The sequence below is a fragment of the Flavobacterium jumunjinense genome, assembly GCF_021650975.2.
Lineage (GTDB): Bacteria > Bacteroidota > Bacteroidia > Flavobacteriales > Flavobacteriaceae > Flavobacterium > Flavobacterium jumunjinense.
This window is the reverse complement of record NZ_CP091285.1, coordinates 2,067,650-2,091,039: the sequence shown is the minus strand read 5'-3', so window position 1 is coordinate 2,091,039 and position 23,390 is coordinate 2,067,650. Positions and strand designations below refer to the sequence as shown.

The following is a 23,390-nucleotide window of genomic DNA, read 5'->3' as shown; positions in this document are numbered from 1 at the left end:
ATTAACTTTTTTGTCTTACCGTTCTTTGCTCAATTCTCTTTTCAAATTTTTCACCTTGAAAAATACGATTCACCATAATTCCAGGAATATGAATTTGATTTGGGTCTAATGTTCCAGCAGGAACCAATTCTTCTACCTCAGCAATAGTAATTTTACCAGCACCCGCCATAACCGCATTGAAGTTTCTTGCCGTACCTTTAAAAATCAAATTACCTGCTTCATCACCTTTCCAAGCTTTAACAATCGCAAAATCGGCATTAAAAGCATGTTCCATTACATGCATTTTTCCATTAAACGCTCTTGTTTCTTTTCCTTCTGCAACTTCAGTACCAAAACCAGCAGGAGTGAAAAACGCAGGAATACCAGCTTGAGCTGCACGGCATTTTTCTGCCAATGTTCCTTGTGGTGTTAATTCTACATCTAATTCTCCTGAAAGCATTTGTCTTTCAAATTCAGCATTTTCTCCCACATAAGAAGAAATCATTTTTTTTATTTGACGATTATGCAATAATAATCCCAATCCAAAATCATCAACACCTGCATTATTAGAGATACAAGTTAGATTTGTTGTTTTTTTATTTACTAATTCTGCAATACTATTTTCAGGAATTCCACATAATCCAAACCCTCCTAACATAATTGTCATTCCGTCTTCAATGCCTTGCAATGCCTCTGTTACATTATTTACTTTACGATTAATCATATTTTTTTTTATTTCGTTTTATACAACTATTTTACTAATCAACAAAACTTGGTTTTTTTCAATTTATAACTGCTTCAACATAGAAAAATTACCCTCTAAGTATCAAATTGATTCATATCTACATCTTCAACATCTGTCGAATCAACAGTAGGAACAACTTTACTACAGTCTACACTTATTGTAATCTTATCTGGTTTTTCAAAAGCACCTTTAGACACACTCAAGTCTTTATCTTTATAACACTTATCCATAAACAATCCCCAAATCGGCAGAGACATACAAGCCCCTTGTCCGTAGAGCGTTCTTCTAAAATGCGCCGATCGATCTTCATTTCCAACCCAAACACCCGCAGCAAGATTTGGTACCATACCAATAAACCATCCGTCGGAATTATTCTGTGTTGTTCCTGTTTTTCCAGCAATTGGATTACTAAACCTATACTTATATGACGTTAATCCGTTTACATATCCTCCTCTCAAACGAGCACCTGTACCCGATTGTGTTACACCTTCCATTAACTTTATGATAGCATAAGCCACATCTTTATTCATTACATCTTTAGACTCTGGAATTAATTGATCCAATATAACACCGTTCTTATCTTCTATTCTAGTAATAAAAGAAGGCTTAATATAAACTCCTTGATTAACGAATGTACTAAAAGCTCCAACCATTTCTTTCACCGTAATCTCGACACTTCCTAATGCAATAGCCGGCGTAACTGGAATTTCAGAAGTAACACCCAAATCATGTGCCATATCAACAACCGCCTGAGGACCTACTCTGTCCATTAACTTCGCAGAAACAGGATTTAATGAATTTGCCAAAGCTTGTTTCAATGTTACCATTCCCATGTATTTCCCACTTGAATTTGTAGGCGACCAATCTTTAGAAATTCCCCATTTTCCTTTCGGAATCGTAAAAGGTCCATCGATAATAGAATCACAAGGAGACATTCCTAATTGTTCCATTGCTGTAGAATAAACAAATGGTTTAAATGTTGAACCAACTTGTCTTGCTCCTTGACCAACATGATCATATTGAAAATGTTTGTAATTATTTCCTCCAACCCAAGCTTTGATATGACCCGTTTGTGGCTCCATAGCCATCATTCCTACTTGAAGTATATGCTTGTAATAGATAATAGAATCTCTTGGCGTCATAATAGTATCTCTCTCTCCTTTCCAAGAAAACACTTTCATCTTTGTTTTTACATCGAATGATTTTAATATCTCACCTTCTGATTTTCCTTCTTCTTTTAGTATTCTCCATCTTTCAGAATTCTTCATTGCTCTTTTTACAATTGCTTCTGTTTCATCTGTTGATATTTTTAAAAAAGGTGCATTTTTCTTCCCTTTAGCTTCTGCAAAAAACTTTGCTTGCAGAATAGTTAAATGTTCTGCTACAGCTTCTTCAGCATGTTTTTGCATACGAGAATCGATTGTAGTATATATTCTTAATCCATCTCTATAAATATCATATTCTGAGCCATCTTCTTTTAAATGCTCTTTCGTCCAATCTTTCATATACACCTTAAGGTACTCTCTAAAATAGGTTGCAATTCCTTCTTTATGACTTTCAGGTTTATAATCTAATGTTATTGGTGTTTTTTGCAATTCTTCTTTCTTTGCCTTAGTTAAAAAACCACTTCTTTCCATTTGCCCAAGAACAGTATTTCTTCTATCTTTAATCATTACAATTCTAGACTCACGACGAGGATTATGAAGCGAAGGATTTACCAACATTCCAACAAAAAGAGCTGCTTCTTCTACTTTTAAATCTTTAGGCTCTTTATTAAAATAAATTTTAGATGCAGAACGAATTCCAATGGCTCCATTAACAAAGTCAACCTGATTTAAATACATTGCTACAATTTCTTGTTTCGTATATTGACGCTCTAAACGAACTGCGATAATCCATTCCTTGATTTTCTGCGCAATCGCTTCAAAAATATTTTTAGATCTCTCTCCATGAAATAACAATTTAGCTAATTGTTGTGTGATTGTACTTGCTCCTCCATCTCTTCCAAGCATAACAACTGCTCTAATAGTACCGCGAGGATCTATACCTGAGTGGTCGTAAAAACGCTCGTCTTCTGTAGCAACTAATGCTTGAACCAAATGCTTTGGAAGATCTTCATATTTTATTGGCACTCTATTTTGCGCATAAAACTTACCCAAAACAACTCCGTCTGAAGAAATTATTTCTGTTGCCACGTTAGAATCTGGATTTTCCAAATTTTCAAAAGTTGGCATTGCTCCAAAAAATCCCCATGAAGCAAACAAAAACAATAAAATTATCAATGAAAAACCCGATATGAAGGTTATCCAAAAAATTCTAATGTATTTAGAAAAATTATTCTTTACCTTTTTTTTAGTAGCCATATTACTTTACTTTTTCTATTCTAAAACCTATATCTGTTACTCCTTTTAATTCTTCAACACCTGAAACACTACCTGTTTCTCTTAAAGCCTGTTGAACTTCTAAAACATATTCTCCTTTTTGCTTAAAAACAAATTTTTCTTGATACCACAGCTTACTTTCCTTAACATCTGAAAAACCTTCTCCCAACAAAGAACCGTCCGGATTGGTCATTAAATATTCTAAGGTATCTACCTTAACTAGGTTATCTGGTTGTTTCAAATTAACAATTACAAACAAGTTTCTAAATGGATACTCATTTGTATTTCTAATATTCAAAAATAGATTATAAGGATTGATTGTATCTTCTTGTTTAAAAACAAAACGCTTTACATCTTCTTTTTTCCATACTCCTCCCATTTCTTTATACTCGTCAAATACCCTTTTTTCATCACAAGAAATAAAAAATACCGACATTATAAAAAATAATATTATTTTATTTTTTCTTAGAATCATTTTTTTTAATTATTGGTTTCGATTGGTTTGCTTTTTTAGGAGCAGCTGATTGCTTTGGAGAAGTAGACTGTTTTTTCGGCTGTGCTGCTTGTTTTGGCTGTGCTGTCTGTTTTTGATCTACTTTCTTTGGTCGGCTTATTGTTTTTGTTGCATCTCCTTGAACCACAACCTTACTACGCTTTTTGTTTTTATTACTGCTTTTATTACTGCGCTTTTTTGTCTTATTATCAAAACGTGTTAAACTATCTTGCCCTACAACGTTTTGGAAATTATTCTCAATCTCTTTCGTTGTTTCAACCACGAATTCTTCAATTGCTTCAACTCTAATTTTCTGTTTATTTAAATCTAAAATCTCTCTTACACTAGAAACAGATAAGACATGCCAATGTGCTGGTTGATTTTCATACGAAAACCACATCAACTCCTTGAAAATATCAACTTTTTGACAATTTGCATTTCCTTTTTCCGTGTATAGTTTTGTATCTAAATCTGGAAAATCTTTCAATGCATCTAAATAAGTATCTAACTCATAATTTAAACAACATTTTAACTTCCCACATTGTCCTGCTAATTTTTGAGGATTTAAAGACAATTGTTGGTAACGAGCTGCTGAAGTGTTCACACTTCTAAAATCGGTTAACCACGTAGAACAACACAGTTCTCTACCACAAGAACCTATTCCCCCTAGTCTAGATGCTTCTTGACGAAAACCTACTTGTTTCATCTCGATACGAATACTAAACTCTCTTGCGAAATCCTTAATCAACTGACGGAAATCTACCCTATCATTTGCAGTGTAATAAAACGTTGCCTTTGAGCTATCGCCCTGAAATTCAACATCTGAAATTTTCATTTCCAAATTTAGAGCGATTGCTAATTCTCTAGCACGCATTCTTATTACCTCTTCTTTTTTTCTAGCTTCGCTCCAAATGTCAATATCTTTTTGTGATGCTTTTCTATATATTTTTGCCAATTCACTTCCTATTGGCACATTTTTCTTTTTCATTTGAATTTTTACTAATTCTCCTGATAAAGATACGATTCCAACATCGTGACCTGGTGATGCTTCCGTAGCCACAATATCACCCATTGAAAGTGTCAACTTTTCTGTATTTCTAAAAAACTCTTTTCTTCCGTTTTTAAATCTAATTTCTACGCAATCGAAAGGCTCTTGGCCTTGGGGAAGCGTCATGTTTGATAACCAATCGAAAACTGTTAATTTATTACAACTTCCAGTACCACATGACCCTTTATTATTACATCCTTTAGGAACTCCGTCTTTAGTTCCTGTGGAACAGTTATTACATGCCATAATTTGTTTATATATTGATTGCCACGTTTTACGGTGACTACTTGTCGAAAATGTATTTTGAGTGTAAAGATAATATAATTTTGTTAATGGTTTCAAGCTAAAAATTACACAAAAAAGAAAACCTATTTACATGGTAACGTAAATAGGTTTTATATAGTACATTTTTAATTATTTTTCAGACTTCTTTAATTGAAATAATTTTAACCGGACATGCCTTAACAGCCAACTCTCCATCTTCAAAAATTGTATGATCTGGCGATTTTAATGTGAAAAATCCTTTTGCATCATTTGAGTTCAACAAAACAGTTTTACCGTCTTTTTTTGACATCTGAAATAAATTGGGAGCCATTTCTACACAGTAATTACACCCAATACATTTATCTCTTTGCAATGTTACAACAACCATTAACTTGCTACAATTTTATACATTTTATCCGACAAACGAATTCTAAAAGGTACTTTTAAAGTACAACTATCTCCTTTTATTGCTTTTTCAGCATCTACATCATTCACGTACATTTCTTCTAGAACCAGCTCTTGCGCACCTGTACTTGGTCCTGTAATTAAAATTTTATCTCCTTTTTTAATATCGTAAGCTTCAATTTTAAATTCAGCAATATTAGATTTCGGAAAATAATGCATTCCTTTCCCCACATACACTTTCTTTTGTGTAGCACTAGATCCAGGATTATCTGACCATTCTCCTAGCTTTTGACCTAAGTAATAACCACTCCAAAAACCACGATTATAAACAGTTGCTAAAGTTTGCATCCATACATCAACTTTTTCTTTTGTAAAGACACCTTCATAATACGCATCAATAGCTTCTCTATAGGTTTTTATAACTGTCGCCACATAATCAGCAGCTCTACCTCTACCTTCAATTTTTAACACTTTTATTCCCGAATCTATTACTTGATCTAAGAAATCCAAAGTACATAGGTCTTTTGGCGACATTAAATACTCATTATCTACTTCAATTTCAAAACCAGATTCCTGATCTATAACTGTGTATTTTTTTCTACAATTTTGCTTACACGCTCCTCTATTTGCAGAAGAATTATGCGAATGCAAGCTCAGGTAACATTTCCCAGAAACTGCCATACACAAAGCACCATGTCCGAAAATTTCAATTTCTACCAAATTTCCACTTGGTCCTTTTATTTCTTCCTTTTCTATATTGGCCGTGATATTTTTTACTTGACGTAAACTTAATTCTCTCGACAGTACAATTGTATCAGCAAACATAGCATAAAACTTAACTGTTTCAATATTTGTTACATTCAACTGCGTGGAAATATGCACTTCAATTCCCATTGTTTTTGCCGTCATTATTACCGCCTGATCTGAAGCGATAACTGCTGTAATGCCCGCCTCTTTAGCCTTAGACAAAAGCGTTTTTACAACCGACAAATCATGGTCGTAAATAATTGTATTTAACGTTAAATAGGTTCTAACGTTTTTTTCATTACATCTTCGAGCAATTTCTGGTAAATCTTCTAAAACAAAATTCACTGTTGCTCGAGCCCGCATATTCAATTGCTCCACACCAAAATAGATTGAATCACAACCATTATCTAGAGCTGCCTGCATCGATTCGAAATTTCCAGCAGGAGCCATCAATTCAATTTTTCCAGAAGTAGTCATTACTTAATAATTTTAAATAATTTATCTGAAAGTCTAATTCTAAAAGGAACTTCAAAAGTTATTTTATCTCCTTTTTTAGCCACATCAATCTCTTTTCCGTTTACCAACATTTTATCTAAAATCAATTCTTGATTCCCTGTTGTTGGACCTGAAATTAAAATCTTGTCTCCTATTTTTATTTCTTGATTTTCTACAATAAAAAGTCCAATTTGCGCTTTCACATAATAATGTTCTGCTTTACCAACTAAAACCTTTTTGATTTTTATTTTCTGACGAATATCTTTCGCTTTTGGAGCAGTCGCCAAGGCTAAATCTGTTAAATCTCCTGATTGTTTAAACTTTAAAGATTCTGACTTTCCTTTACGAAAGACCTTGTTTCCAACTTGCTTTCCTTTTCTTATTTTTACTTGTTCCGCCAATGGCAAATGCGTTGTTTCTAAACATTCTGTAGAACAACAATTCTCCATTATAGACTGACAACTATCACATTGAATAAATAATAAATGACAACCATCATTCGCGCAATTCGTATGATTATCGCATGGATTTCCACATTGATGGCATTTTGATACAATATCATCTGTAATACGTTCTCCTAAACGATTATCAAAAACAAAGTTCTTACCGATAAATTTACTATCTAAACCTTCTTCTTTTATTTGTTTTGCATATTGAATGATTCCTCCTTCTAACTGAAACACATTCTTAAAACCTTGATGTTTAAAATAAGCACTTGCTTTTTCGCAGCGAATTCCTCCGGTACAATACATTACAAGATTTTTATCTTCTTTATGATCTTTTAACTGATCGTTTATTATTGGCAGACTTTCTCTGAATGTTTCTACATCTGGAGTAATTGCTCCTTTAAAGTGCCCAATTTCACTTTCGTAATGATTCCTAAAATCTACTACAATAGTATTTGGGTCATCTAAAATTTGGTTAAATTCGGCTGCTTTTAGATGAATTCCTTTATTTGTTACATCAAAGGTTTCATCATTTAATCCATCTGCAACAATTTTATGACGCACTTTTATTGTCAATTTTAAAAAAGAGTGATCATCTTGCTCCACAGCAACATTCAAACGAATGCCTTTCATAAATTCATACACTTCTAATGTATCGCGAAATGCTTCGAAATTATCCGCAGGAACACTCATTTGAGCATTTATTCCTTCTTGTGCTACATAGATTCTACCAAGAGCGTCTAATGCGTTCCAAGCAATAAATAAATCGTTACGAAATTTTTGTGGGTCTTCAATTTTTGCATACGCATAGAAAGACAACGTTAAACGTTGTTTGCCAGCTTGATCGATAAGCTCTGCTCTTTCCTCTGCGCTTAAGGTGTTATACAGTTGCATGCTATAAACTTTTAAGTGAGAAATTAATATCCTAAATGGAAGGATTTAGCGACAAAGATACATTTTATTTTAAAAAAGGGATAAAATGAAAATGTTTTAAACAAAAAAAGCTCCAAACAATGTTTGGAGCTTTTGTACTCAAGGCGGGACTTGAACCCGCACGGGCATTACTACCCACTGGATTTTAAGTCCAGCGTGTCTACCAATTCCACCACTCAAGCAAATATTTTTAGGTAGTTGAGCGAAAAACGGGATTCGAACCCGCGACCTCGACCTTGGCAAGGTCGCGCTCTACCAACTGAGCTATTTTCGCATTTTTCATTTTTAAAAGAACTTCGCTATACTTGTTCCGTATTGCGAGTGCAAATATAAAACATATTTTTAAACTTACAAGAACTTTTTAAACAAAAAAATTAACCTTTTCACAACCTTTTGATTACGAATGTTTTATTAAAAAATTATTTTTTAGTCAACATCCTTTTTATCTCATTCAACTTCATTAATGCCTCTACTGGAGTTAATGTATTAATATCAATATTAATGATTTCTTCTTTTATTTCTTCTAAAAGCGGATCGTCTAAATTAAAGAAACTCAATTGTAATTCATCATCAGTTGCCATTTTACTTCCGTTTAAGGCTTCTCCTGAATGATCTTTCTCTAGTTTTTTTAATATTTTCTGTGCCTTTTGAATTACTGTTTGTGGCATTCCAGCCATTTTAGCAACATGAATACCGAAACTGTGCGCACTTCCTCCTTTTACTAGTTTACGAATAAACAGAACCGTATCTTTTAGCTCTTTTACAGAAACATTATAATTTTGAATACGATCAAACAGCACTTCCATTTCATTTAACTCATGATAATGGGTAGCAAATAGTGTTTTTGGCTTGTTTGGGTGTTCGTGTAAATATTCTGAAATTGCCCAAGCAATCGAAATACCATCATAGGTAGATGTTCCTCTTCCGATTTCATCTAAAAGCACTAAACTCCTATCTGAAATATTATTCAAAATAGAAGCGGTTTCATTCATTTCTACCATGAATGTAGACTCTCCCATTGAGATATTATCACTAGCTCCTACCCTAGTAAAAATTTTATCTACCACACCCATTTTTACACTTTCAGCAGGCACAAAACTTCCCATTTGAGCCAACAATACAATCAATGCTGTTTGCCTTAATATTGCCGATTTACCCGACATATTAGGCCCAGTAATCATGATAATTTGCTGTGTTACTCTATCTAAAAAAACATCATTCGAAATATAAGGAACGCCTACTGGCAATTGCTTTTCAATAACTGGGTGGCGACCTTCTTTAATTTCTAAATCAAAACTATCATCTAAAAAAGGTTGCGAATAATTATTCTCTATTGCCAATTGCGTAAACGAATTCAAACAATCTATTTGAGCAATTAAATTAGCATTGTGTTGCACAGGTCTAATATAAGTTGCCATCCAATTGACCAATTGCTCAAACAATTGCGATTCTAATTGTTGAATCTTTTCTTCAGCTCCTAATATTTTCGCTTCATATTCTTTTAATTCTTCTGTAATATATCTTTCTGCATTAACCAAAGTTTGCTTTCGTATCCATTCGGAAGGCACTTTGTCTTTATGCGTGTTTCTTACTTCAATATAATATCCGAAAACATTATTAAACGAAACTTTCAAAGATGGAATTCCTGTTTTCTCACTTTCTCGTTTCTCTAAATCATCTAAATACCCTTTTCCTTTAGACGAAATAACTCTCAATTCATCTAGCTCTTCATTTACACCTGTTGCAATTGCATTTCCTTTATTGACATGAACGGGTGCTTCATTATTAATGGTGTTTTTAATTTTTTCTCTCAAAAGCTCGCAAGCATGCAAACTATCTCCAATTACTTTTAAGGCTTCATTATCACTTTTTAATGCTAATTCTTTAATTGGAATGATTGCGTTTAAAGAATCGTTTAAATAATTTACCTCTCTTGGAGAAACTTTTCCTGTTGCTACTTTAGAAATTAAACGTTCTAAATCTGATATTTGTTTAATTTGATATTGTATTTTTTGTAATATCTCTGAATTCTCTTTTAGATATGCCACCACTTCATGACGGCTTTTTATTTTAGTTGCATCTTTCAATGGCAACGCCAACCATCTTTTCAATAAACGCGCTCCCATTGGTGACAATGTTTTATCAATTACATCTAAAAGTGTAACTGCGTTTACATTGTTTGAATGATACAATTCGAGATTACGAATCGTAAAACGATCCATCCAAACATATGCATCTTCTGCAATACGTTGAATATTGGTTATATGCTGTATTTTATTGTGTTGTGTTTCTGACAAATAGTACAAAATTGCACCTGAAGCAATAACACCTTCTAACAACTCTTCTATTCCAAAACCTTTTAGTGAATTCGTTTGAAAATGTTTTGTTAGCGTTTCTATTGCATAATCTTCCTTGTAGATCCAATCTTCTAAAAAGAAAGTATGAAAATCTTCTCCAAAGACTTGTTTAAATTGTGCTTTATTTTGTTTTGGAACTAAAATTTCGCTTGGACTAAAATTTTGCAATAATTTGTCTATATATTCCTCATTACCCTGTGCTGTTAAGAATTCTCCTGTTGAAACATCTAAAAATGAAACACCTAGCATTTTCTTGCCAAAGTGAACAGAGGCTAAAAAGTTATTCGATTTAGAATGCAAAACCTCATCATTCATTGAAACTCCTGGCGTTACCAACTCGGTTACTCCACGTTTCACAATCGTTTTTGTCATTTTTGGATCTTCTAATTGATCGCAAATTGCCACACGAAGACCGGCTTTTACCAATTTAGGCAAATAGGTATTTAATGAATGGTGCGGAAAGCCAGCTAAAGCCGTTTCACTATCTGAACCTGCTCCTCTTTTTGTTAGTGTTATTCCAAGAATTCTTGCTGCCCTAACGGCATCTTCTCCAAAAGTTTCATAGAAGTCTCCCACTCGAAACAACAAACAAGCATCAGGATATTTTACTTTTATCCCGTTGTATTGTTTCATTAATGGAGTTTCTTTTTTTTCTTTAGTTACAGAGGTCTTTTTAGCCACAATTATTTTATTTTAGTCAAGATTGCGAAGGTAAGAAATTCATTCGCAATCTCAATAGCTAAAAAAACAAGCTTTCTTTTAATATAAAGAATGCTCTTTTCTTAGTTTTTCTAAATCTGTTTTATTTAGAAACTGAAAATTATAAAAAACACCTTCTATATTTTGTAACGTATTTAAATCTTCTAAAGGGTTTTCGTTTAACAATATGAAATCGGCTGATTTTCCTTCTTCAATTGTTCCATAGGTAGTGTCATTAAAATAATTTGCAAAATTCACGGTTGATGCTTGCAAAATTGCATAATTAGAAAGTCCCGCTTTTTTATACAATTGCATTTCTGTTAAAGCACTAAAGCCTGGAACAGTATATTTTGAGCTACTATCTGGACTTAACAAAAGCTTAATTCCTGCCGCCTCTAACTGTTTCAGCACTATTAATCTTTCTTCCATTTCTTTCCCATAAAGCCTCAATTCTTCTTCAATTGCTTCTTTTCCCGTTTTTTCTCTGTATATTTTAGTTTTCTCTACCCATTCTTTTTTTGTTTTTTCATCATAGAACTCCATTCCAGGAATTTTGATAATTTCATCCAAATCAAATAATCCATATGCTATTTTATACCATAACAATGTTGGACAAACATAAATGTCGTTATTTTTTAATGCATTAATTCTACTTTCCAATTTTTCAGGTTCTCCAATTAAACCCCCTAAATGTTCAATCGAATTGAAACTTGATTTAAAGATAATATCATCTTCTATTACTATCCCTTTTGGATTACTAATAAAATGCCCTGCTATTTTCATGTCGTACTGCTTACAAACGTCATCAAAAAGCACAAAAACATCTTGACTTTTAATACTCATCATTTTCACAATATCATAATCATTATCCTTAGCGGCTTTAACATAGGCAACAATATCTTCTTTGGTTAAATCGTAATTTCTACTTATAGGTGGTGATGATATATATAGTCTTGGAGCCATTACATCTTTAGAGTTGTATTTATCTCTCCAGTCTTTGTGTCCCCAAGTCCCTCGCATAGAACGCAATTTGGTTACACCGTTCATTAAATTCAAATCGAAAAAACGTTTCAAATCTTTTTCTTCTTCTGGTAAATGAACATGTGCATCAGACAATGAAGGCATAATATATTTCCCCATTCCATTAACCTCTTGCCTTGCTTTTATCTTTGACTTTCCTGACTTTTCAATACTTATAATTTTTCCTTTGGTAATAAAAACATCTTTATCTTTTAGTACTGTTTCTTTATTCATTGGAATAATGGAAACGTTTTTAATTACATAATCTGCTTCATTTTTTTGAGAAAAAGCAATTTGACAAAGTAACAATAACGAAAGCCTTAAAAAGTTTTTCATGTTTTAATTTTATTGATTAATAGTATTAGTGTTTTTAATTATTCTTTTCTTTTAACTTGATAGGGATAGGTTTCATAAAAAATTTGATCTTCATTTATTGTATATCCGTTTTTAAAATCATTTTGAGACTCTTCAAAAATAATTTTAGCTTCCTCTTTTTTCCCCAATTGAACTAAGCAAATTCCTTTATAAAACTTAACATCTGAGAATTCGGAATATTGCCCTAATGCTTTATCGAAAATTGAAATGGCTTTATCCCATCTTTTTTGTTCATAGAGTGTTATGCCATAATAAAACAAATCTAAATAATGCGCTTCTTTATATTTTGAAATCTGGTCTTCAATATCGGCTTTAAAAATTGCCTCTGCTTTTTTGAACTCATTTAATTGCAAATAACTTAATGCAATATGAAAATCATAGGTGTGATCCATCACATAGGTATTCCCTCTCATTAACTTACATTTTTCGAAGTCTACTATTGCTTCTTTATATGTTTTTGCAAAAATACATTTAATGAATGCTCTGTAATCTAACCATTTTTCTTCATCTAAAGCAACAGCCTTATCCAAAAACACCATACCTGCTTCATATTTTCTTGTTTTAAACAGCGGCATTGCTTTTTGCTGCCATAAATAGGCTATCGTAGCATCTTTCTTTAAGCCAGCATCTAAACATTCTTGCCATTGTGCCATTTGATAATAATAATTGAATTTAGTAGCACAATTAGTATGGTACTCATCAATAATTACTTGCTGTTGTTCTTTTTTCGTTTGAATTGTATTAGTTTGCGAAAAACAAGTTAACAATATAGATTGAAAAAAAAATAATGATAGAACTACTCTCATGTTTTTATTTTGTGGCAATATAGAAAACTCTTTTTTCTATTTCTGTTATTGATTTGTTAATGGCTTTGAAAAAAAATTTCATAGTCGCTTTTGCTTTAATATATTTGCACTATGAGAAAACTAGCTAACGCAGAATTAGAAAGAAAGAATGTTGCCGAATTTAAAGAAGCCGAAAAAACACCTATTATTATCGTTTTAGACGATATTAGAAGTTTACACAATATCGGTTCGGTTTTTAGAACTTCTGATGCTTTTTTAATTGAAAAAATCTACTTGTGTGGTATTACCGCTATTCCTCCAAACAAAGAGATTCACAAAACTGCCCTTGGAGCTACTGAAACAGTAACTTGGGAATATGCAGAGGATGTTTTAGACGTTATTGCTAAACTAAAAGAAGAAAAAACAAAGGTTTATGCTATAGAACAAACAGAAAAAGCAATAATGTTAAATGATTTCGCTGTTACAACTAACGAAAAATATGCTTTGATTTTTGGTAATGAAGTGAAAGGTGTTTCGCAAAAAGCCATTAATTTAAGCGATGGTGTAATTGAAATTCCACAATTAGGAAGCAAACATTCCTTAAATATTTCTGTTAGCGCTGGTATTGTAATTTGGGATTTGTTTCAGAAATTACAACACGATTAAAATAAAATTGTTTTTCATATTACACAAATCAACCCCTTCTAAAGCAATTTAAAAGAGGTTGATTTTTTATTGGTTCATACTTTTAGATGTTGTGCAGATACAAAGAAAACTCGTTGGGTGTAATTAGTTTTTGATGAGCTTTTTTCTTCAGTTCGAATAATTACACCCGACGAGTTAAAGAAAGTGATTTTTTTATTTTACTTCTAATTTCCAATTAAACAATGTTTCAGTTTCTCCAATTTTAATGAAATTATTTTTTTCAAGTACTTTAAAAGACGCTTCGTTTGTTTTGTCTGTTGAAGCAATTATTCCTTTTACTGTTGGTTGCGTTTTTGTCCAAACAACAATTCCACTTACAACTTCCGTCATAAATCCTTTATTCTGAAATCCGTCATAAGTTCCATAACCAATTTCAATTTCTCCGTCAGAGTTTGGTTCGCCAACAATACACAAATCACCAACCATTTTGTTTTCATTTTTTGAAATTGCTGTCCAAAGTGTTGAATACAAATAGTTTTTACTTTTGTCTGCTACATTTGGTAGAATTGTTTGCTCAAATGCTTCTTTTAATTCAGGAGAAATTGTTCTTGAAGTTCTATTCAAATTGAGTTCTTCTTCCAAAGAGTTGTCGCATTTTGTATATTTCACTAACTGATCATAAGTTAATGGTTTTAAAATAAGTCTTTCTGTTTCTATCTTTTTATTATTATCATGACGTTCAATGCCAATTATATCTATGTTTTATTATCTCGTAATTTAATTACTATTCACAATCAATTGGCGTTTCTAATAATTCACTATTTGCTAATGCAAAACTTATTTCGCGATTTAAATCCAATCCTTCATCTCCAGTTTCAGGATTATAAGCACTATCAAAAAATTTGATTGATAAGGTTTTTCCTTTTTTAAGGGCATCTTTAAAATTTTCGAATTTTTTTACATCAAAATCTTTATAAGGATTTCCAAATTCAACATCATCAATTAAAAATATTTTCTTCTTGTATTTAGCTGAACGAGAACTATCAAAATCAATTCCACCAAAATCACCATCTCTATAATTATTAGAGAATTCAATTAAGTAATTTGGTTTTTGAGATTTATTTAAGCAGGTAACAGGTAAAAAAAGTACGTAATCTGGATTTGAAAAATTACACAAATATTTACTGTCTTTATTTTGTAGCAATACCCATCCCTCACTTTTAATACTATATAGTTGTTCAGAAGACAATTTATCTGCAACAATAATTAAATCTGATGTATCATTCTGTGCATTGATTTGAATACTTGATGCAATCAAAATCAGGATTATAAAATATTTTTTCATATGTTATTTTTTAAATTTTTTGTAATGTTAGCCTTATGTGATAACATGTAAATTTAAGACGAAAATCTACATGTACAAAACTACTTTGACCTCTTAAGAAAAAAGGTTATTTTACTATTAAATTCTACTTTATTGATTCGGTTCTTTTTGCATCTTCATAACCATCTTTAGCTCCTTTTTTTATATCGTCCCAATTTTTATTGGCACTTATAACTAAAAAAATAAGTCCTACTAAAATGAAAAGAATATTTTCTCTTTTTTTTGTAATTTTCATGTGTTTTATTTTACTATCAATTTAAAAATCTTTTTCTATATAAAATTATTCAGAAATTTATTAATTAACTCTTTTTCAGATTTTAAATAAGCAAAATCCATTTTTGCTTTTTTATAATCAAATTCAAGACGACTATTTTTCCTAAATATATTTTTCTTAACATTTTTAAAATTTGAAATTTCAGCAACCTCATAAATTTTTATTCCTTTTTTTAAAAATGGATTTGTATGACCGATAATTACAGTATCATTCTCAACTGTAATTGTATCTATATATAATGGTTCTGCCCAAAATTTATTTAATACCTCCCCAAGCATTGTTCCAATTGAAAATCCAATTAAAGAATATTTACCCCCAAATACTGGAAAAACTAGAAACAAAATCAACAACACTCCAATTATTATTACAAAAGAAAAGGTTTTACTAACTATTTTTAATTTTCTATCCACGCTTTTTAAATGTTTGAAACCTGTTTATAACTACAAATGTATATTCATATCTTTTACATCACAAAAAACCTTCTTAAAAATAATTTTAAAAGAAGGTTTTTTTATTATTCTAGAATTTCTTTAGAAGAAATTATAATTGAATTAAAATAGAACGCCCACTATAACCTACTGCGATAATTTTTGTTGCAGAAATAAAAGTTACATCTTCCCATCCTACAACCGCAAAATTATGCCCTACACGACTCCATGTGTTTCCGTTATCTTTAGAAAGCATCAAAAATTCTGGATCACTCAAATTATTCGATTTATTTTTTCCTACAACACAAATAACATCATTTTTATAACTAAGTTTTTCTATTCGATTATTAAATCCCGTATTTACTAAACTCCAAGTGACACCACTATCTGTTGTTTTAAATAACTCCCCCAGCTCTGAACTTGCATTAGTTATTCCGTTATTTCCTACTAAAAATCCTGTATTACCCGCTATACTCACATCGGTAGTTTTAATATTCCCAGAAACACTTATCTTATTCCAATCTACTCCTGCATTTGTACTTCTAAGCAATGTTCCATTGTTCCACAATCCACCTGAAATTGAAATCGTTTCTGTAGCTGAAAATTCAATATTTGTAAGCTGATTATCAATTAAAAGATTTGTTAGAATTGTATTATCCTCCTTTAAATCAATCCAAGTTTCACCAGCGTCAGTAGTTTTATACAATTCTCCATTTGCGCTATTAGACCCCACAACGTATCCTACATCATTACTTACAAAATTGACATGTGACATATAGAAATTATTGGTACCAATCTGTTTTTGTTCCCAAGTTGCACCACCATCTGTTGTTTTTAAAATAAAATTACTTGACGTAGTAGCATAAGCAACTGTAGGCGAAGTAGCATATATACTAATAGCATAATACCCAGTGTCTGTAAACACCGAGTTCCATGTTGTACCACCATCAGTTGTTTTTAATATAATTGCTGAATTATCTGCAGTAACTAACTCCGCTTTACCACCTGCTATATAACCAACAGTTTCATTAGCAAAACAAACAGATTTTAATGTTTTATCTGTATTTGTTGTTACCTCTGTTCCAACAATCTGTGTTAGAGAATCTCCATCTGTAGTACCGTTATCTGTTGCCGTATTATCATCATCCGTTGAGCATGCATTAAATGTTAGGATTATCACTAATAGTTGCAGAATTGACCTTTTGTTCATCGTAATCTTTTTTTTAGCTTATTATAAAATTGTTTATATATTCTGACAAAATTAAAGTATTATCTTTAATAAAAAAAAACCTATAAATAAGTATTAACAATATCTTTACAATGGCATCTACTAAACAAGGTTAAAACTATAGTTAAAATAACGCAGTGATTATTTTTTATTTTGTGATTTTTTTATCACAAAAACGTGATACTTTTTTTATTTTTATGAAAACAATCACAGAAATGTGATAGAAAATAAAATTTAAAAAAGATTATCACGGCATTTAAAATGAATGCTATTAAATTACAAACCCATGAGAAAGAAAAATATTTTTAAAGAAACACTTCTTGTTTCACAAGAAGATATGGCGCTATTACTACACGTAAACAAAAGTCAATGGGCTATGTTTGAAATCGGGGAACGCGATTTACCAAATGATGCGAAACTAAAATTAGCAAAACTACTTGCTGTTGCAACTGCTTTACAAGAAGGACAACAAAAAACAGATCAGGAAATTTTACAAGAAGGAAAAATAAACGAATTGCTAAACAAATACATTAACGACAATTACATCAAACAGCTCAGCACTTTAAGAAAGCTTGAAACAATACAACGGAAATATCATGAAGCCTTGCGTACTCATCATTTTATATGTCTTCTGCAAAACGATAATGAAATAAGCACAAAACATCAAACACTTTTACAAGATATGAGCAACAAGGCTAAAAACACGATGGAGAGACATGGTTTACACGTACAACTTGATTATGAAGTTAAACTTAAAACCTTACAATATGAGGAGAAACTTTTAAAAAAAAGATTAAAGAAATCGGATAGTGCTTAATATTTTATTTTTGTCTCTATACTGATTATTTTATGTCTTAAAGTTAAAAAAACTACTGTAATGACCTCTTTTTTTATGTTTAATTTATTTTTTCCAATTTTGAAGTCTATCAAGATAGAGGTAACTTTCTACAAATTTTCTATGCTCGGCATCTGTTATTTTTTCTAATAAATTTAATGCTGAAATATAGCTTGCTAAATTTCCATTAGAAGAACTAAATTTTCCGTCCTCTACAAAAGTTATTACACTATCATCCTGAACTTTTAAATTTGGATAGTCTTTTTGTAATTGATCACCACCACCAATCCATGTAACTATTTTTCTTCCGTCTGCAATTCCTGATGCTCCTATTAATTGAGCTCCTGCACAATTACTCACGATATATTTAGTCTCTTTGCTTTTCAGCTTTATAAAATCAATAATTTGTTCGTTATGCACTTGAGCAAACATATCATAAGCACTTGGAACAAATAAGGCTGTTAATCTTGGACAGTTTTCAAAAGTGTAATCAGGAACAAATCGCATTCCTTCTTCTGTAGTAATTGGATTTTTAGTTTGTGCTATTGTTATAACATTGAAAAGTTGCTTTCCGTCTTCTGTTGGCTTTGCAAAAACATCGGAAGTAGCTATAACTTCACTTTGAAGCACTCCATTATACATTAAAAGTCCAATTGTTGGGAGTTCTGATTTAAAAGGCTTGAGGTGCTTTGTTAAAGTAGCTGCATTAGTTTCTGTGTTATTGGCTTCAATCTTTTCTACTGTTGTCTTTGATTTGTCCGAATTACAACTAATACAAATAGCTGTCAAAATTAATATTATAACTAAGTTCTTTTTCATAAGGTTTGTTTTTAATTCTATTTTCTTCATCTTGTATTTTTACAAGAATTATCTAGAAACAAAACTACCTATATTCCATCACAATAAAATTGAACTGGTTCAAGAAATGCTTTTTCGCCTTATTTTACTAACATATTCAGGAGAAAGTCCTAAGTAGGTAGCTACTAAATATTGAGGAACATTATTTATAAATTCGGGAAAAGCCTCTTTGAATCTACAATAAATTTCTTCTTTCGAATAACTAAACATGTATTTCATTCTCATTATGGCTGCACCATAGGCTGTTTGATAAATATTCCTAAAATAGATTTCCATTTTAGGAAATTTCAATAGTAATTCTTCTTGTTCTTTATACCCTATTTGCAATATAACCGATGACTCAACTGCTTGAATAAAAAATTCTGAACTTCTATTATTTTGAAATGCTAAACAATCTGTAATCCACCAGTTCTCAATTGCAAATTGAAGAGTTTGTTCTGTACCTCTATCATTTACAAAATACATATGAACGCAACCTTCTAAAACAAAATAGTGTTTTAACGATGTGCTTCCTGGTGTATAAAACACTTCTTTTTTATGAACTGGTTTTGTTTCAAAAAATGATGCGATCTCTTGAAACTCATTTTCATTAATATTGATATACTTTTTTATATGATCGAATAATTTTTGCATTTTTATTTTTTTCAATTAGTAATCTCATATTAAAATAGATTGACAAAAAAGAAAAAGTAGTACTCACCCTATTTTTTATTGTCTTTGTTTGATCTTTTCATTTATCATCTCTAAAATATAAAGATAGTCTTCTTGCTTCTTTACAAAGTCCAATTCGGAAACATCAATAATTAATATATTTAAGTCAGATTGTGTTTTTATATAATCCAAATATCCCTTATTGATTCGTTCTAAATAATCTGCTGGAATATCTTGTTCATAACTTCTCCCTCTTTTCTTAATATTATCTAATAATCGTTCGGTGTTTTGATACAAATAAATATATAAATCGGGCTTGGGCGTTTCTTTATTAATAATATCGAACATTGTTTTATACAATCGATATTCATCTTCTTGCAAGGTTACTTTAGCAAAAATCAAAGATTTAAAGATATGATAATCGGCTACAATAAAATCCTTAAACAAATCAAATTGTGCTAAATCGTCTGATAATTGTTGGTATCGATCTGCTAAAAAAGACATTTCTAAAGGAAAAGCATACCTACTTTGATCTTTATAAAATTTTGGTAAAAAAGGATTGTCTGCAAAACGCTCTAAAACTACTTTTGCATTACAATCTTCTGCAATTTTGTTTGTCAATGTTGTTTTTCCAGCTCCAATATTTCCTTCAATTGCAATATAGTTATAAGCATTCAGGCCCATTGCTTCAATTGGGGAACTTATATTTTCAACAATTTCGCAATTACTTTCATCGGTAGTTTCTAAAATTAATTCGGCTATACTCTTTTTAAGTACAGGATGTATCCAATCTACCCTTAAATCAAGCATTGGTAACAAAACAAATTTTCGGTTTTGCATTTGACGGTGCGGAATGTGTAAATTTTCGGTTTCAATCACTTCTTCATCAAAAGAAATAATATCTAAATCTATAATCCTAGCTTCATATCCGCTCTCTTTTGTACGACTACGACCCATCTTTTTTTCTATTTTTAATAAAAGAGATAAAATTTTCTGAGCCGATTTATTAGAATGCACCATTAAAGCACCATTATAGAAAGCATCACTTTCGAACCCCCAAGAGGGTGTTTCGTATACTTTAGAGACCTTAATAACAGTTGCTACTTCCTTATGAATTAAAGAAATAGCCGTAATTAGGTGCTCTAAACGATTACCCTGATTACTACCTATTGAAACGATAATTTGATGTTGTTTTTTCATCTGTGGCAAAATAACGAACAATTTTAGGTTTCTTATTTAGGTTTTCTATTTTTTTATGAACATGTAACATTTTATAAGTTTATAAGACTTATGGTGTATAAAATTAAATGAATAGAAAATGAAATTTTTAGGAAACGTATTATCTACTGTTATTGGAATATTTGTATTCTGTATGGTTTTCTTCTTTGGAATCATATTTATTGGAGCAATAATGGGTGGCGATAATGACAAGGTTAAAGTAAAAACGAATTCGGTTATTGAATTAGACTTATCTAAAGTAAATCTTGATTATGCAGGAAAAGTAAACTTTAAAGAGTTTAATTATTTTGAAACCAATCATAATGGTTTAATTGATATTTTAAAAGCCATTGAAGAAGCAAAAAAAGACAACAATATTAAAGGAATCTCTATTTTAAAAAACCAGTCGCAATTAGGGTTAGCACAAAGCAAAGCACTACGTGATAAATTAGAAGACTTTAAAAAATCGGGGAAATTCGTTGTGGCCTACTCTGATGTTATTTCTCAAAATGATTACTATTTAAACTCTGTTGCCGATTCTATCTACTTGAATCCAATTGGTGAATTAGACTTTAAAGGTTTGGCAACTGAAATGTTATTCATGAAAGAATTACAAGAAAAAACAGGTGTTAAAATGGAAGTTATTCGTCATGGAAAATATAAAAGTGCTGTAGAGCCTTATTTATTACAAGAAATGAGTCCAGAAAACAGAGAGCAAATTACCGTTCTTTTAAATTCAGTTTGGAACACTATTGTTACAGATATTTCTGTAAGTAGAAAAATTTCTGTCGACAGTTTAAATATGATTGCAAATACTTTAGGAGCAAGAACACCCGAATTAGCATTAGCAAAAAACTTAGTAGACAAAGTAAGCTATGAAGATGAGTATCATAATGCAATTAAAAACAGATTAAAAGTAGAATTAAACGAAGACTATAATAAAGTGAGCATTTTAGATTATGCTAAAAAAGTAGCAACTTCATCTAAAGACTACAAAACCAAAGATATTATCGCTGTTGTCTACGCACAAGGAGAAATTAGAGGTGGTGAAGGTGATATTAATATTATTGGTGAAGGATCAATTAAACGTTCTTTAGAAGATGCTAGAAACGATGAAAATGTAAAAGCGATTGTGCTTCGTGTGGATAGTCCAGGTGGAAGTGCTTTAACTTCTGAATTGATTTGGAGAGAAATTGAAATTACTAAAAAAGTAAAACCTGTTGTAGTTTCTATGGGTAATGTAGCTGCTTCTGGTGGTTATTATATTGCTTGTAATGCAGATAGAATTTTTGCAGAACCAAGTACAATTACAGGATCAATTGGTGTGTTTGGAATGTTACCAAACATGAATCAATTAGCTAAAAATATTGGTGTTAATGCAGAACAAGTTAGAACGCATGATAATGCTTCTGGATATAGTGTTTTTGAACCAGCTGATGAAAAATTCAAAGCTTTCACATTAGAAAGTATCGAAACAATCTATGCTACTTTCTTAAGCAGAGTGGCTACTGGAAGAAAAATGACAACTGCACAAGTTGATTCTATTGCGCAAGGAAGAGTTTGGACAGGTACTGATGCATTGAAAAATGGATTAGTGGATGAATTAGGAGGACTTGACGATGCTTTGAAACATGCTGCAAAATTGGCTAAAATTAAAGACTACAAAACGGAAAATTTCCCTGAATATGAAAAGAATTTCGAAGATTTGTTAGGAAGTCTTACAGGGATTTCAATGTTTCAATCTAAAGAAGATTTGCTAAAAGAACAAATTGGAGTAGAAAGCTATGAGTTACTACAACAAATTAAAAGAGCAAATCAATTAAAAGGTGTACAAGCTATGATGCCTTTCGAGTTGAAAATAAAATAACATTTCGTTATAAAGTCATTACAAAAAGCTATTTCATTTTAATAATTTGAAATAGCTTTTTTAGTATACTTGCATTTATTAATTTTGATAAGATGAGTATTAATGACAAACTTTTAGCACAACGTATCTACTTAATCCTAGCAGGGCTTTTTATTTGTTCGCTTGTTGTTTCTAATCTCATTTTTCAAAAATTTTTCTATTGGTATCCTTTTGGAGACCTAGAAATTTTTGGAGCCAAATTATTTGAAATTTCTGTTGGAATAATTCCTTACCCAATTACGTTTTTAGTAACTGATATTATCTCAGAAATTTATGGAAAGAAAAAAGCAAATCAAGTCGTTACAACAGGTATTTTTGCTTCTGTTTTTTCACTTGTCATTGTTTTTATAGCTAATTATGTTCCTGCATTAGACTATTCTCCTGTTAACAATGAACTTTTCACCAAAGTTTTCGGTCAATCATCTAAAGCAGTAATTGCTTCAATGTTAGCTTATCTTTTCGCACAATATATAGACATTCATGTGTATCATTTCTGGAAAACCAAAACAAAAGGTAAAAAATTATGGCTTAGAAATAATTTTTCAACAATGACTTCACAAGCTATTGACACACTCTCAGTTTTGTTTTTATTATGTGCTTTTGATATTTTAAAATGGGAATTATTTGTACCTTTATTCATCAGTGGATTTCTTTTTAAAATTATAATTGCTTTTATAGATACACCTTTTATGTATCTAGCCGTTTACTTTTTTAGAAAAAAATTCAATCTAAAAGTTAACGAAGAGCTCAAAATTGATTAAATTGAGTTTCGATAAAAAAATTATCGGAAT

General features: G+C 31.1%; 22 protein-coding genes and 2 tRNA genes. 4 read left to right on the top strand and 20 right to left on the bottom strand.

Features of this window, described 5'->3' with window-relative positions; genetic code table 11:
- Position 1 precedes the first annotated feature (1 nt).
- The 12 genes from L2Z92_RS09250 to L2Z92_RS09195 all read right to left on the bottom strand — a co-directional run bounded on the left by L2Z92_RS09250 (position 2) and on the right by L2Z92_RS09195 (position 13,193).
- On the bottom strand, positions 2 to 703 hold the full coding sequence (locus tag L2Z92_RS09250) for a CoA transferase subunit A (protein ID WP_236458535.1): 702 nt from the start codon (positions 701 to 703) through the stop codon (positions 2 to 4).
- A 95-nt stretch (positions 704 to 798) separates the two neighbouring features.
- Positions 799 to 3,087 carry a penicillin-binding protein 1A gene (locus L2Z92_RS09245; RefSeq protein ID WP_236458534.1) on the bottom strand — a complete coding sequence of 763 codons (2,289 nt, stop codon included), beginning with the start codon at positions 3,085 to 3,087 and terminating at the stop codon, positions 799 to 801.
- Between the two features lies 1 nt (position 3,088).
- Positions 3,089 to 3,580, bottom strand: coding sequence for a gliding motility lipoprotein GldH (locus tag L2Z92_RS09240; RefSeq protein ID WP_236458533.1), 492 nt, complete (start codon positions 3,578 to 3,580; stop codon positions 3,089 to 3,091).
- On the bottom strand, positions 3,561 to 4,892 hold the full coding sequence (locus tag L2Z92_RS09235) for a PSP1 domain-containing protein (protein ID WP_236458532.1): 1,332 nt from the start codon (positions 4,890 to 4,892) through the stop codon (positions 3,561 to 3,563). Before L2Z92_RS09235 ends, L2Z92_RS09240 begins: the two co-directional genes overlap by 20 nt.
- A gap of 175 nt (positions 4,893 to 5,067) precedes the next feature.
- Complete coding sequence (locus L2Z92_RS09230) at positions 5,068 to 5,298, bottom strand: ferredoxin (RefSeq protein ID WP_045969841.1); 231 nt, start codon at positions 5,296 to 5,298, stop codon at positions 5,068 to 5,070.
- Positions 5,298 to 6,539, bottom strand: coding sequence for a peptidase U32 family protein (locus L2Z92_RS09225; protein WP_236458531.1), 1,242 nt, complete (start codon positions 6,537 to 6,539; stop codon positions 5,298 to 5,300). The genes L2Z92_RS09230 and L2Z92_RS09225 overlap by 1 nt, the downstream gene beginning before the upstream one ends.
- Entirely contained in the window at positions 6,539 to 7,897 is a 1,359-nt protein-coding gene (gene trhO, locus L2Z92_RS09220) for an oxygen-dependent tRNA uridine(34) hydroxylase TrhO (protein ID WP_236458530.1), read from the bottom strand. Before trhO ends, L2Z92_RS09225 begins: the two co-directional genes overlap by 1 nt.
- Before the next feature lie 135 nt (positions 7,898 to 8,032).
- Positions 8,033 to 8,118: transfer RNA gene (locus L2Z92_RS09215), tRNA-Leu, on the bottom strand.
- Positions 8,119 to 8,137: 19 nt separating this feature from the next.
- A tRNA-Gly gene (locus tag L2Z92_RS09210) sits at positions 8,138 to 8,210 on the bottom strand.
- A 145-nt stretch (positions 8,211 to 8,355) separates the two neighbouring features.
- Positions 8,356 to 10,926, bottom strand: coding sequence for a DNA mismatch repair protein MutS (gene mutS, locus L2Z92_RS09205; protein ID WP_236458840.1), 2,571 nt, complete (start codon positions 10,924 to 10,926; stop codon positions 8,356 to 8,358).
- A gap of 126 nt (positions 10,927 to 11,052) precedes the next feature.
- Complete coding sequence (locus L2Z92_RS09200) at positions 11,053 to 12,348, bottom strand: amidohydrolase family protein (protein ID WP_236458529.1); 1,296 nt, start codon at positions 12,346 to 12,348, stop codon at positions 11,053 to 11,055.
- 38 nt (positions 12,349 to 12,386) lie between these two features.
- The gene (locus L2Z92_RS09195) at positions 12,387 to 13,193 is read right to left on the bottom strand and encodes a tetratricopeptide repeat protein (protein WP_236458528.1); all 807 of its coding nucleotides are present in this window, start codon (positions 13,191 to 13,193) and stop codon (positions 12,387 to 12,389) included.
- Between the two features lie 111 nt (positions 13,194 to 13,304).
- On the opposite strand from L2Z92_RS09195, the gene L2Z92_RS09190 reads away from it, so the two are divergent.
- Entirely contained in the window at positions 13,305 to 13,838 is a 534-nt protein-coding gene (locus tag L2Z92_RS09190; protein ID WP_236458527.1) for an RNA methyltransferase, read from the top strand.
- Positions 13,839 to 14,030: 192 nt separating this feature from the next.
- On the opposite strand, the gene L2Z92_RS09185 is transcribed toward L2Z92_RS09190, so the two are convergent.
- The 5 genes from L2Z92_RS09185 to L2Z92_RS09165 form a co-directional block, all read right to left on the bottom strand.
- Entirely contained in the window at positions 14,031 to 14,516 is a 486-nt protein-coding gene (locus L2Z92_RS09185; RefSeq protein ID WP_262913012.1) for a GNAT family N-acetyltransferase, read from the bottom strand.
- Positions 14,517 to 14,601: 85 nt separating this feature from the next.
- Complete coding sequence (locus tag L2Z92_RS09180) at positions 14,602 to 15,162, bottom strand: hypothetical protein (protein ID WP_236458525.1); 561 nt, start codon at positions 15,160 to 15,162, stop codon at positions 14,602 to 14,604.
- Positions 15,163 to 15,286: 124 nt separating this feature from the next.
- Positions 15,287 to 15,436 carry a hypothetical protein gene (locus L2Z92_RS09175; protein WP_236458524.1) on the bottom strand — a complete coding sequence of 50 codons (150 nt, stop codon included), beginning with the start codon at positions 15,434 to 15,436 and terminating at the stop codon, positions 15,287 to 15,289.
- A 35-nt stretch (positions 15,437 to 15,471) separates the two neighbouring features.
- A complete protein-coding gene (locus L2Z92_RS09170; RefSeq protein WP_236458523.1) occupies positions 15,472 to 15,885 on the bottom strand; it encodes a hypothetical protein in 414 nt (137 codons plus the stop codon).
- Positions 15,886 to 16,015: 130 nt separating this feature from the next.
- Entirely contained in the window at positions 16,016 to 17,113 is a 1,098-nt protein-coding gene (locus L2Z92_RS09165) for a WD40/YVTN/BNR-like repeat-containing protein (RefSeq protein ID WP_236458522.1), read from the bottom strand.
- A 304-nt stretch (positions 17,114 to 17,417) separates the two neighbouring features.
- On the opposite strand from L2Z92_RS09165, the gene L2Z92_RS09160 reads away from it, so the two are divergent.
- A complete protein-coding gene (locus L2Z92_RS09160; RefSeq protein WP_236458521.1) occupies positions 17,418 to 17,948 on the top strand; it encodes a hypothetical protein in 531 nt (176 codons plus the stop codon).
- Positions 17,949 to 18,032: 84 nt separating this feature from the next.
- Here L2Z92_RS09160 and L2Z92_RS09155 read toward each other — a convergent pair whose 3' ends face one another.
- From L2Z92_RS09155 to folK, 3 genes are all read right to left on the bottom strand, one after another.
- Positions 18,033 to 18,785 (bottom strand): DJ-1/PfpI family protein, encoded by a 753-nt coding sequence (locus L2Z92_RS09155; protein ID WP_236458520.1) that lies wholly within the window; start codon positions 18,783 to 18,785, stop codon positions 18,033 to 18,035.
- A 99-nt stretch (positions 18,786 to 18,884) separates the two neighbouring features.
- On the bottom strand, positions 18,885 to 19,457 hold the full coding sequence (locus L2Z92_RS09150) for a Crp/Fnr family transcriptional regulator (protein ID WP_236458519.1): 573 nt from the start codon (positions 19,455 to 19,457) through the stop codon (positions 18,885 to 18,887).
- Positions 19,458 to 19,532: 75 nt separating this feature from the next.
- Positions 19,533 to 20,675 carry a 2-amino-4-hydroxy-6-hydroxymethyldihydropteridine diphosphokinase gene (folK, locus tag L2Z92_RS09145; RefSeq protein WP_236458518.1) on the bottom strand — a complete coding sequence of 381 codons (1,143 nt, stop codon included), beginning with the start codon at positions 20,673 to 20,675 and terminating at the stop codon, positions 19,533 to 19,535.
- Between the two features lie 118 nt (positions 20,676 to 20,793).
- Here folK and sppA point away from each other — a divergent pair, with 118 nt between their 5' ends.
- Both sppA and L2Z92_RS09135 read left to right on the top strand, forming a co-directional pair.
- A complete protein-coding gene (gene sppA, locus L2Z92_RS09140; RefSeq protein WP_236458517.1) occupies positions 20,794 to 22,560 on the top strand; it encodes a signal peptide peptidase SppA in 1,767 nt (588 codons plus the stop codon).
- A gap of 92 nt (positions 22,561 to 22,652) precedes the next feature.
- On the top strand, positions 22,653 to 23,360 hold the full coding sequence (locus L2Z92_RS09135) for a queuosine precursor transporter (protein ID WP_236458516.1): 708 nt from the start codon (positions 22,653 to 22,655) through the stop codon (positions 23,358 to 23,360).
- The last annotated feature ends 30 nt before the right edge of the window (positions 23,361 to 23,390 follow it).

Coding starts and splice junctions, on each gene's coding strand:
- L2Z92_RS09250 (WP_236458535.1), bottom strand. CDS start 703: ATGATTAATCGTAAAGTAAATAATGTAACAGAGGCATTGCAAGGCATT.
- L2Z92_RS09245 (WP_236458534.1), bottom strand. CDS start 3,087: ATGGCTACTAAAAAAAAGGTAAAGAATAATTTTTCTAAATACATTAGA.
- L2Z92_RS09240 (WP_236458533.1), bottom strand. CDS start 3,580: ATGATTCTAAGAAAAAATAAAATAATATTATTTTTTATAATGTCGGTA.
- L2Z92_RS09235 (WP_236458532.1), bottom strand. CDS start 4,892: ATGGCATGTAATAACTGTTCCACAGGAACTAAAGACGGAGTTCCTAAA.
- L2Z92_RS09230 (WP_045969841.1), bottom strand. CDS start 5,298: ATGGTTGTTGTAACATTGCAAAGAGATAAATGTATTGGGTGTAATTAC.
- L2Z92_RS09225 (WP_236458531.1), bottom strand. CDS start 6,539: ATGACTACTTCTGGAAAAATTGAATTGATGGCTCCTGCTGGAAATTTC.
- trhO (WP_236458530.1), bottom strand. CDS start 7,897: ATGCAACTGTATAACACCTTAAGCGCAGAGGAAAGAGCAGAGCTTATC.
- mutS (WP_236458840.1), bottom strand. CDS start 10,926: ATGAAACAATACAACGGGATAAAAGTAAAATATCCTGATGCTTGTTTG.
- L2Z92_RS09200 (WP_236458529.1), bottom strand. CDS start 12,348: ATGAAAAACTTTTTAAGGCTTTCGTTATTGTTACTTTGTCAAATTGCT.
- L2Z92_RS09195 (WP_236458528.1), bottom strand. CDS start 13,193: ATGAGAGTAGTTCTATCATTATTTTTTTTTCAATCTATATTGTTAACT.
- L2Z92_RS09190 (WP_236458527.1), top strand. CDS start 13,305: ATGAGAAAACTAGCTAACGCAGAATTAGAAAGAAAGAATGTTGCCGAA.
- L2Z92_RS09180 (WP_236458525.1), bottom strand. CDS start 15,162: ATGAAAAAATATTTTATAATCCTGATTTTGATTGCATCAAGTATTCAA.
- L2Z92_RS09175 (WP_236458524.1), bottom strand. CDS start 15,436: ATGAAAATTACAAAAAAAAGAGAAAATATTCTTTTCATTTTAGTAGGA.
- L2Z92_RS09165 (WP_236458522.1), bottom strand. CDS start 17,113: ATGAACAAAAGGTCAATTCTGCAACTATTAGTGATAATCCTAACATTT.
- L2Z92_RS09160 (WP_236458521.1), top strand. CDS start 17,418: ATGAGAAAGAAAAATATTTTTAAAGAAACACTTCTTGTTTCACAAGAA.
- L2Z92_RS09155 (WP_236458520.1), bottom strand. CDS start 18,785: ATGAAAAAGAACTTAGTTATAATATTAATTTTGACAGCTATTTGTATT.
- L2Z92_RS09150 (WP_236458519.1), bottom strand. CDS start 19,457: ATGCAAAAATTATTCGATCATATAAAAAAGTATATCAATATTAATGAA.
- folK (WP_236458518.1), bottom strand. CDS start 20,675: ATGAAAAAACAACATCAAATTATCGTTTCAATAGGTAGTAATCAGGGT.
- sppA (WP_236458517.1), top strand. CDS start 20,794: ATGAAATTTTTAGGAAACGTATTATCTACTGTTATTGGAATATTTGTA.
- L2Z92_RS09135 (WP_236458516.1), top strand. CDS start 22,653: ATGAGTATTAATGACAAACTTTTAGCACAACGTATCTACTTAATCCTA.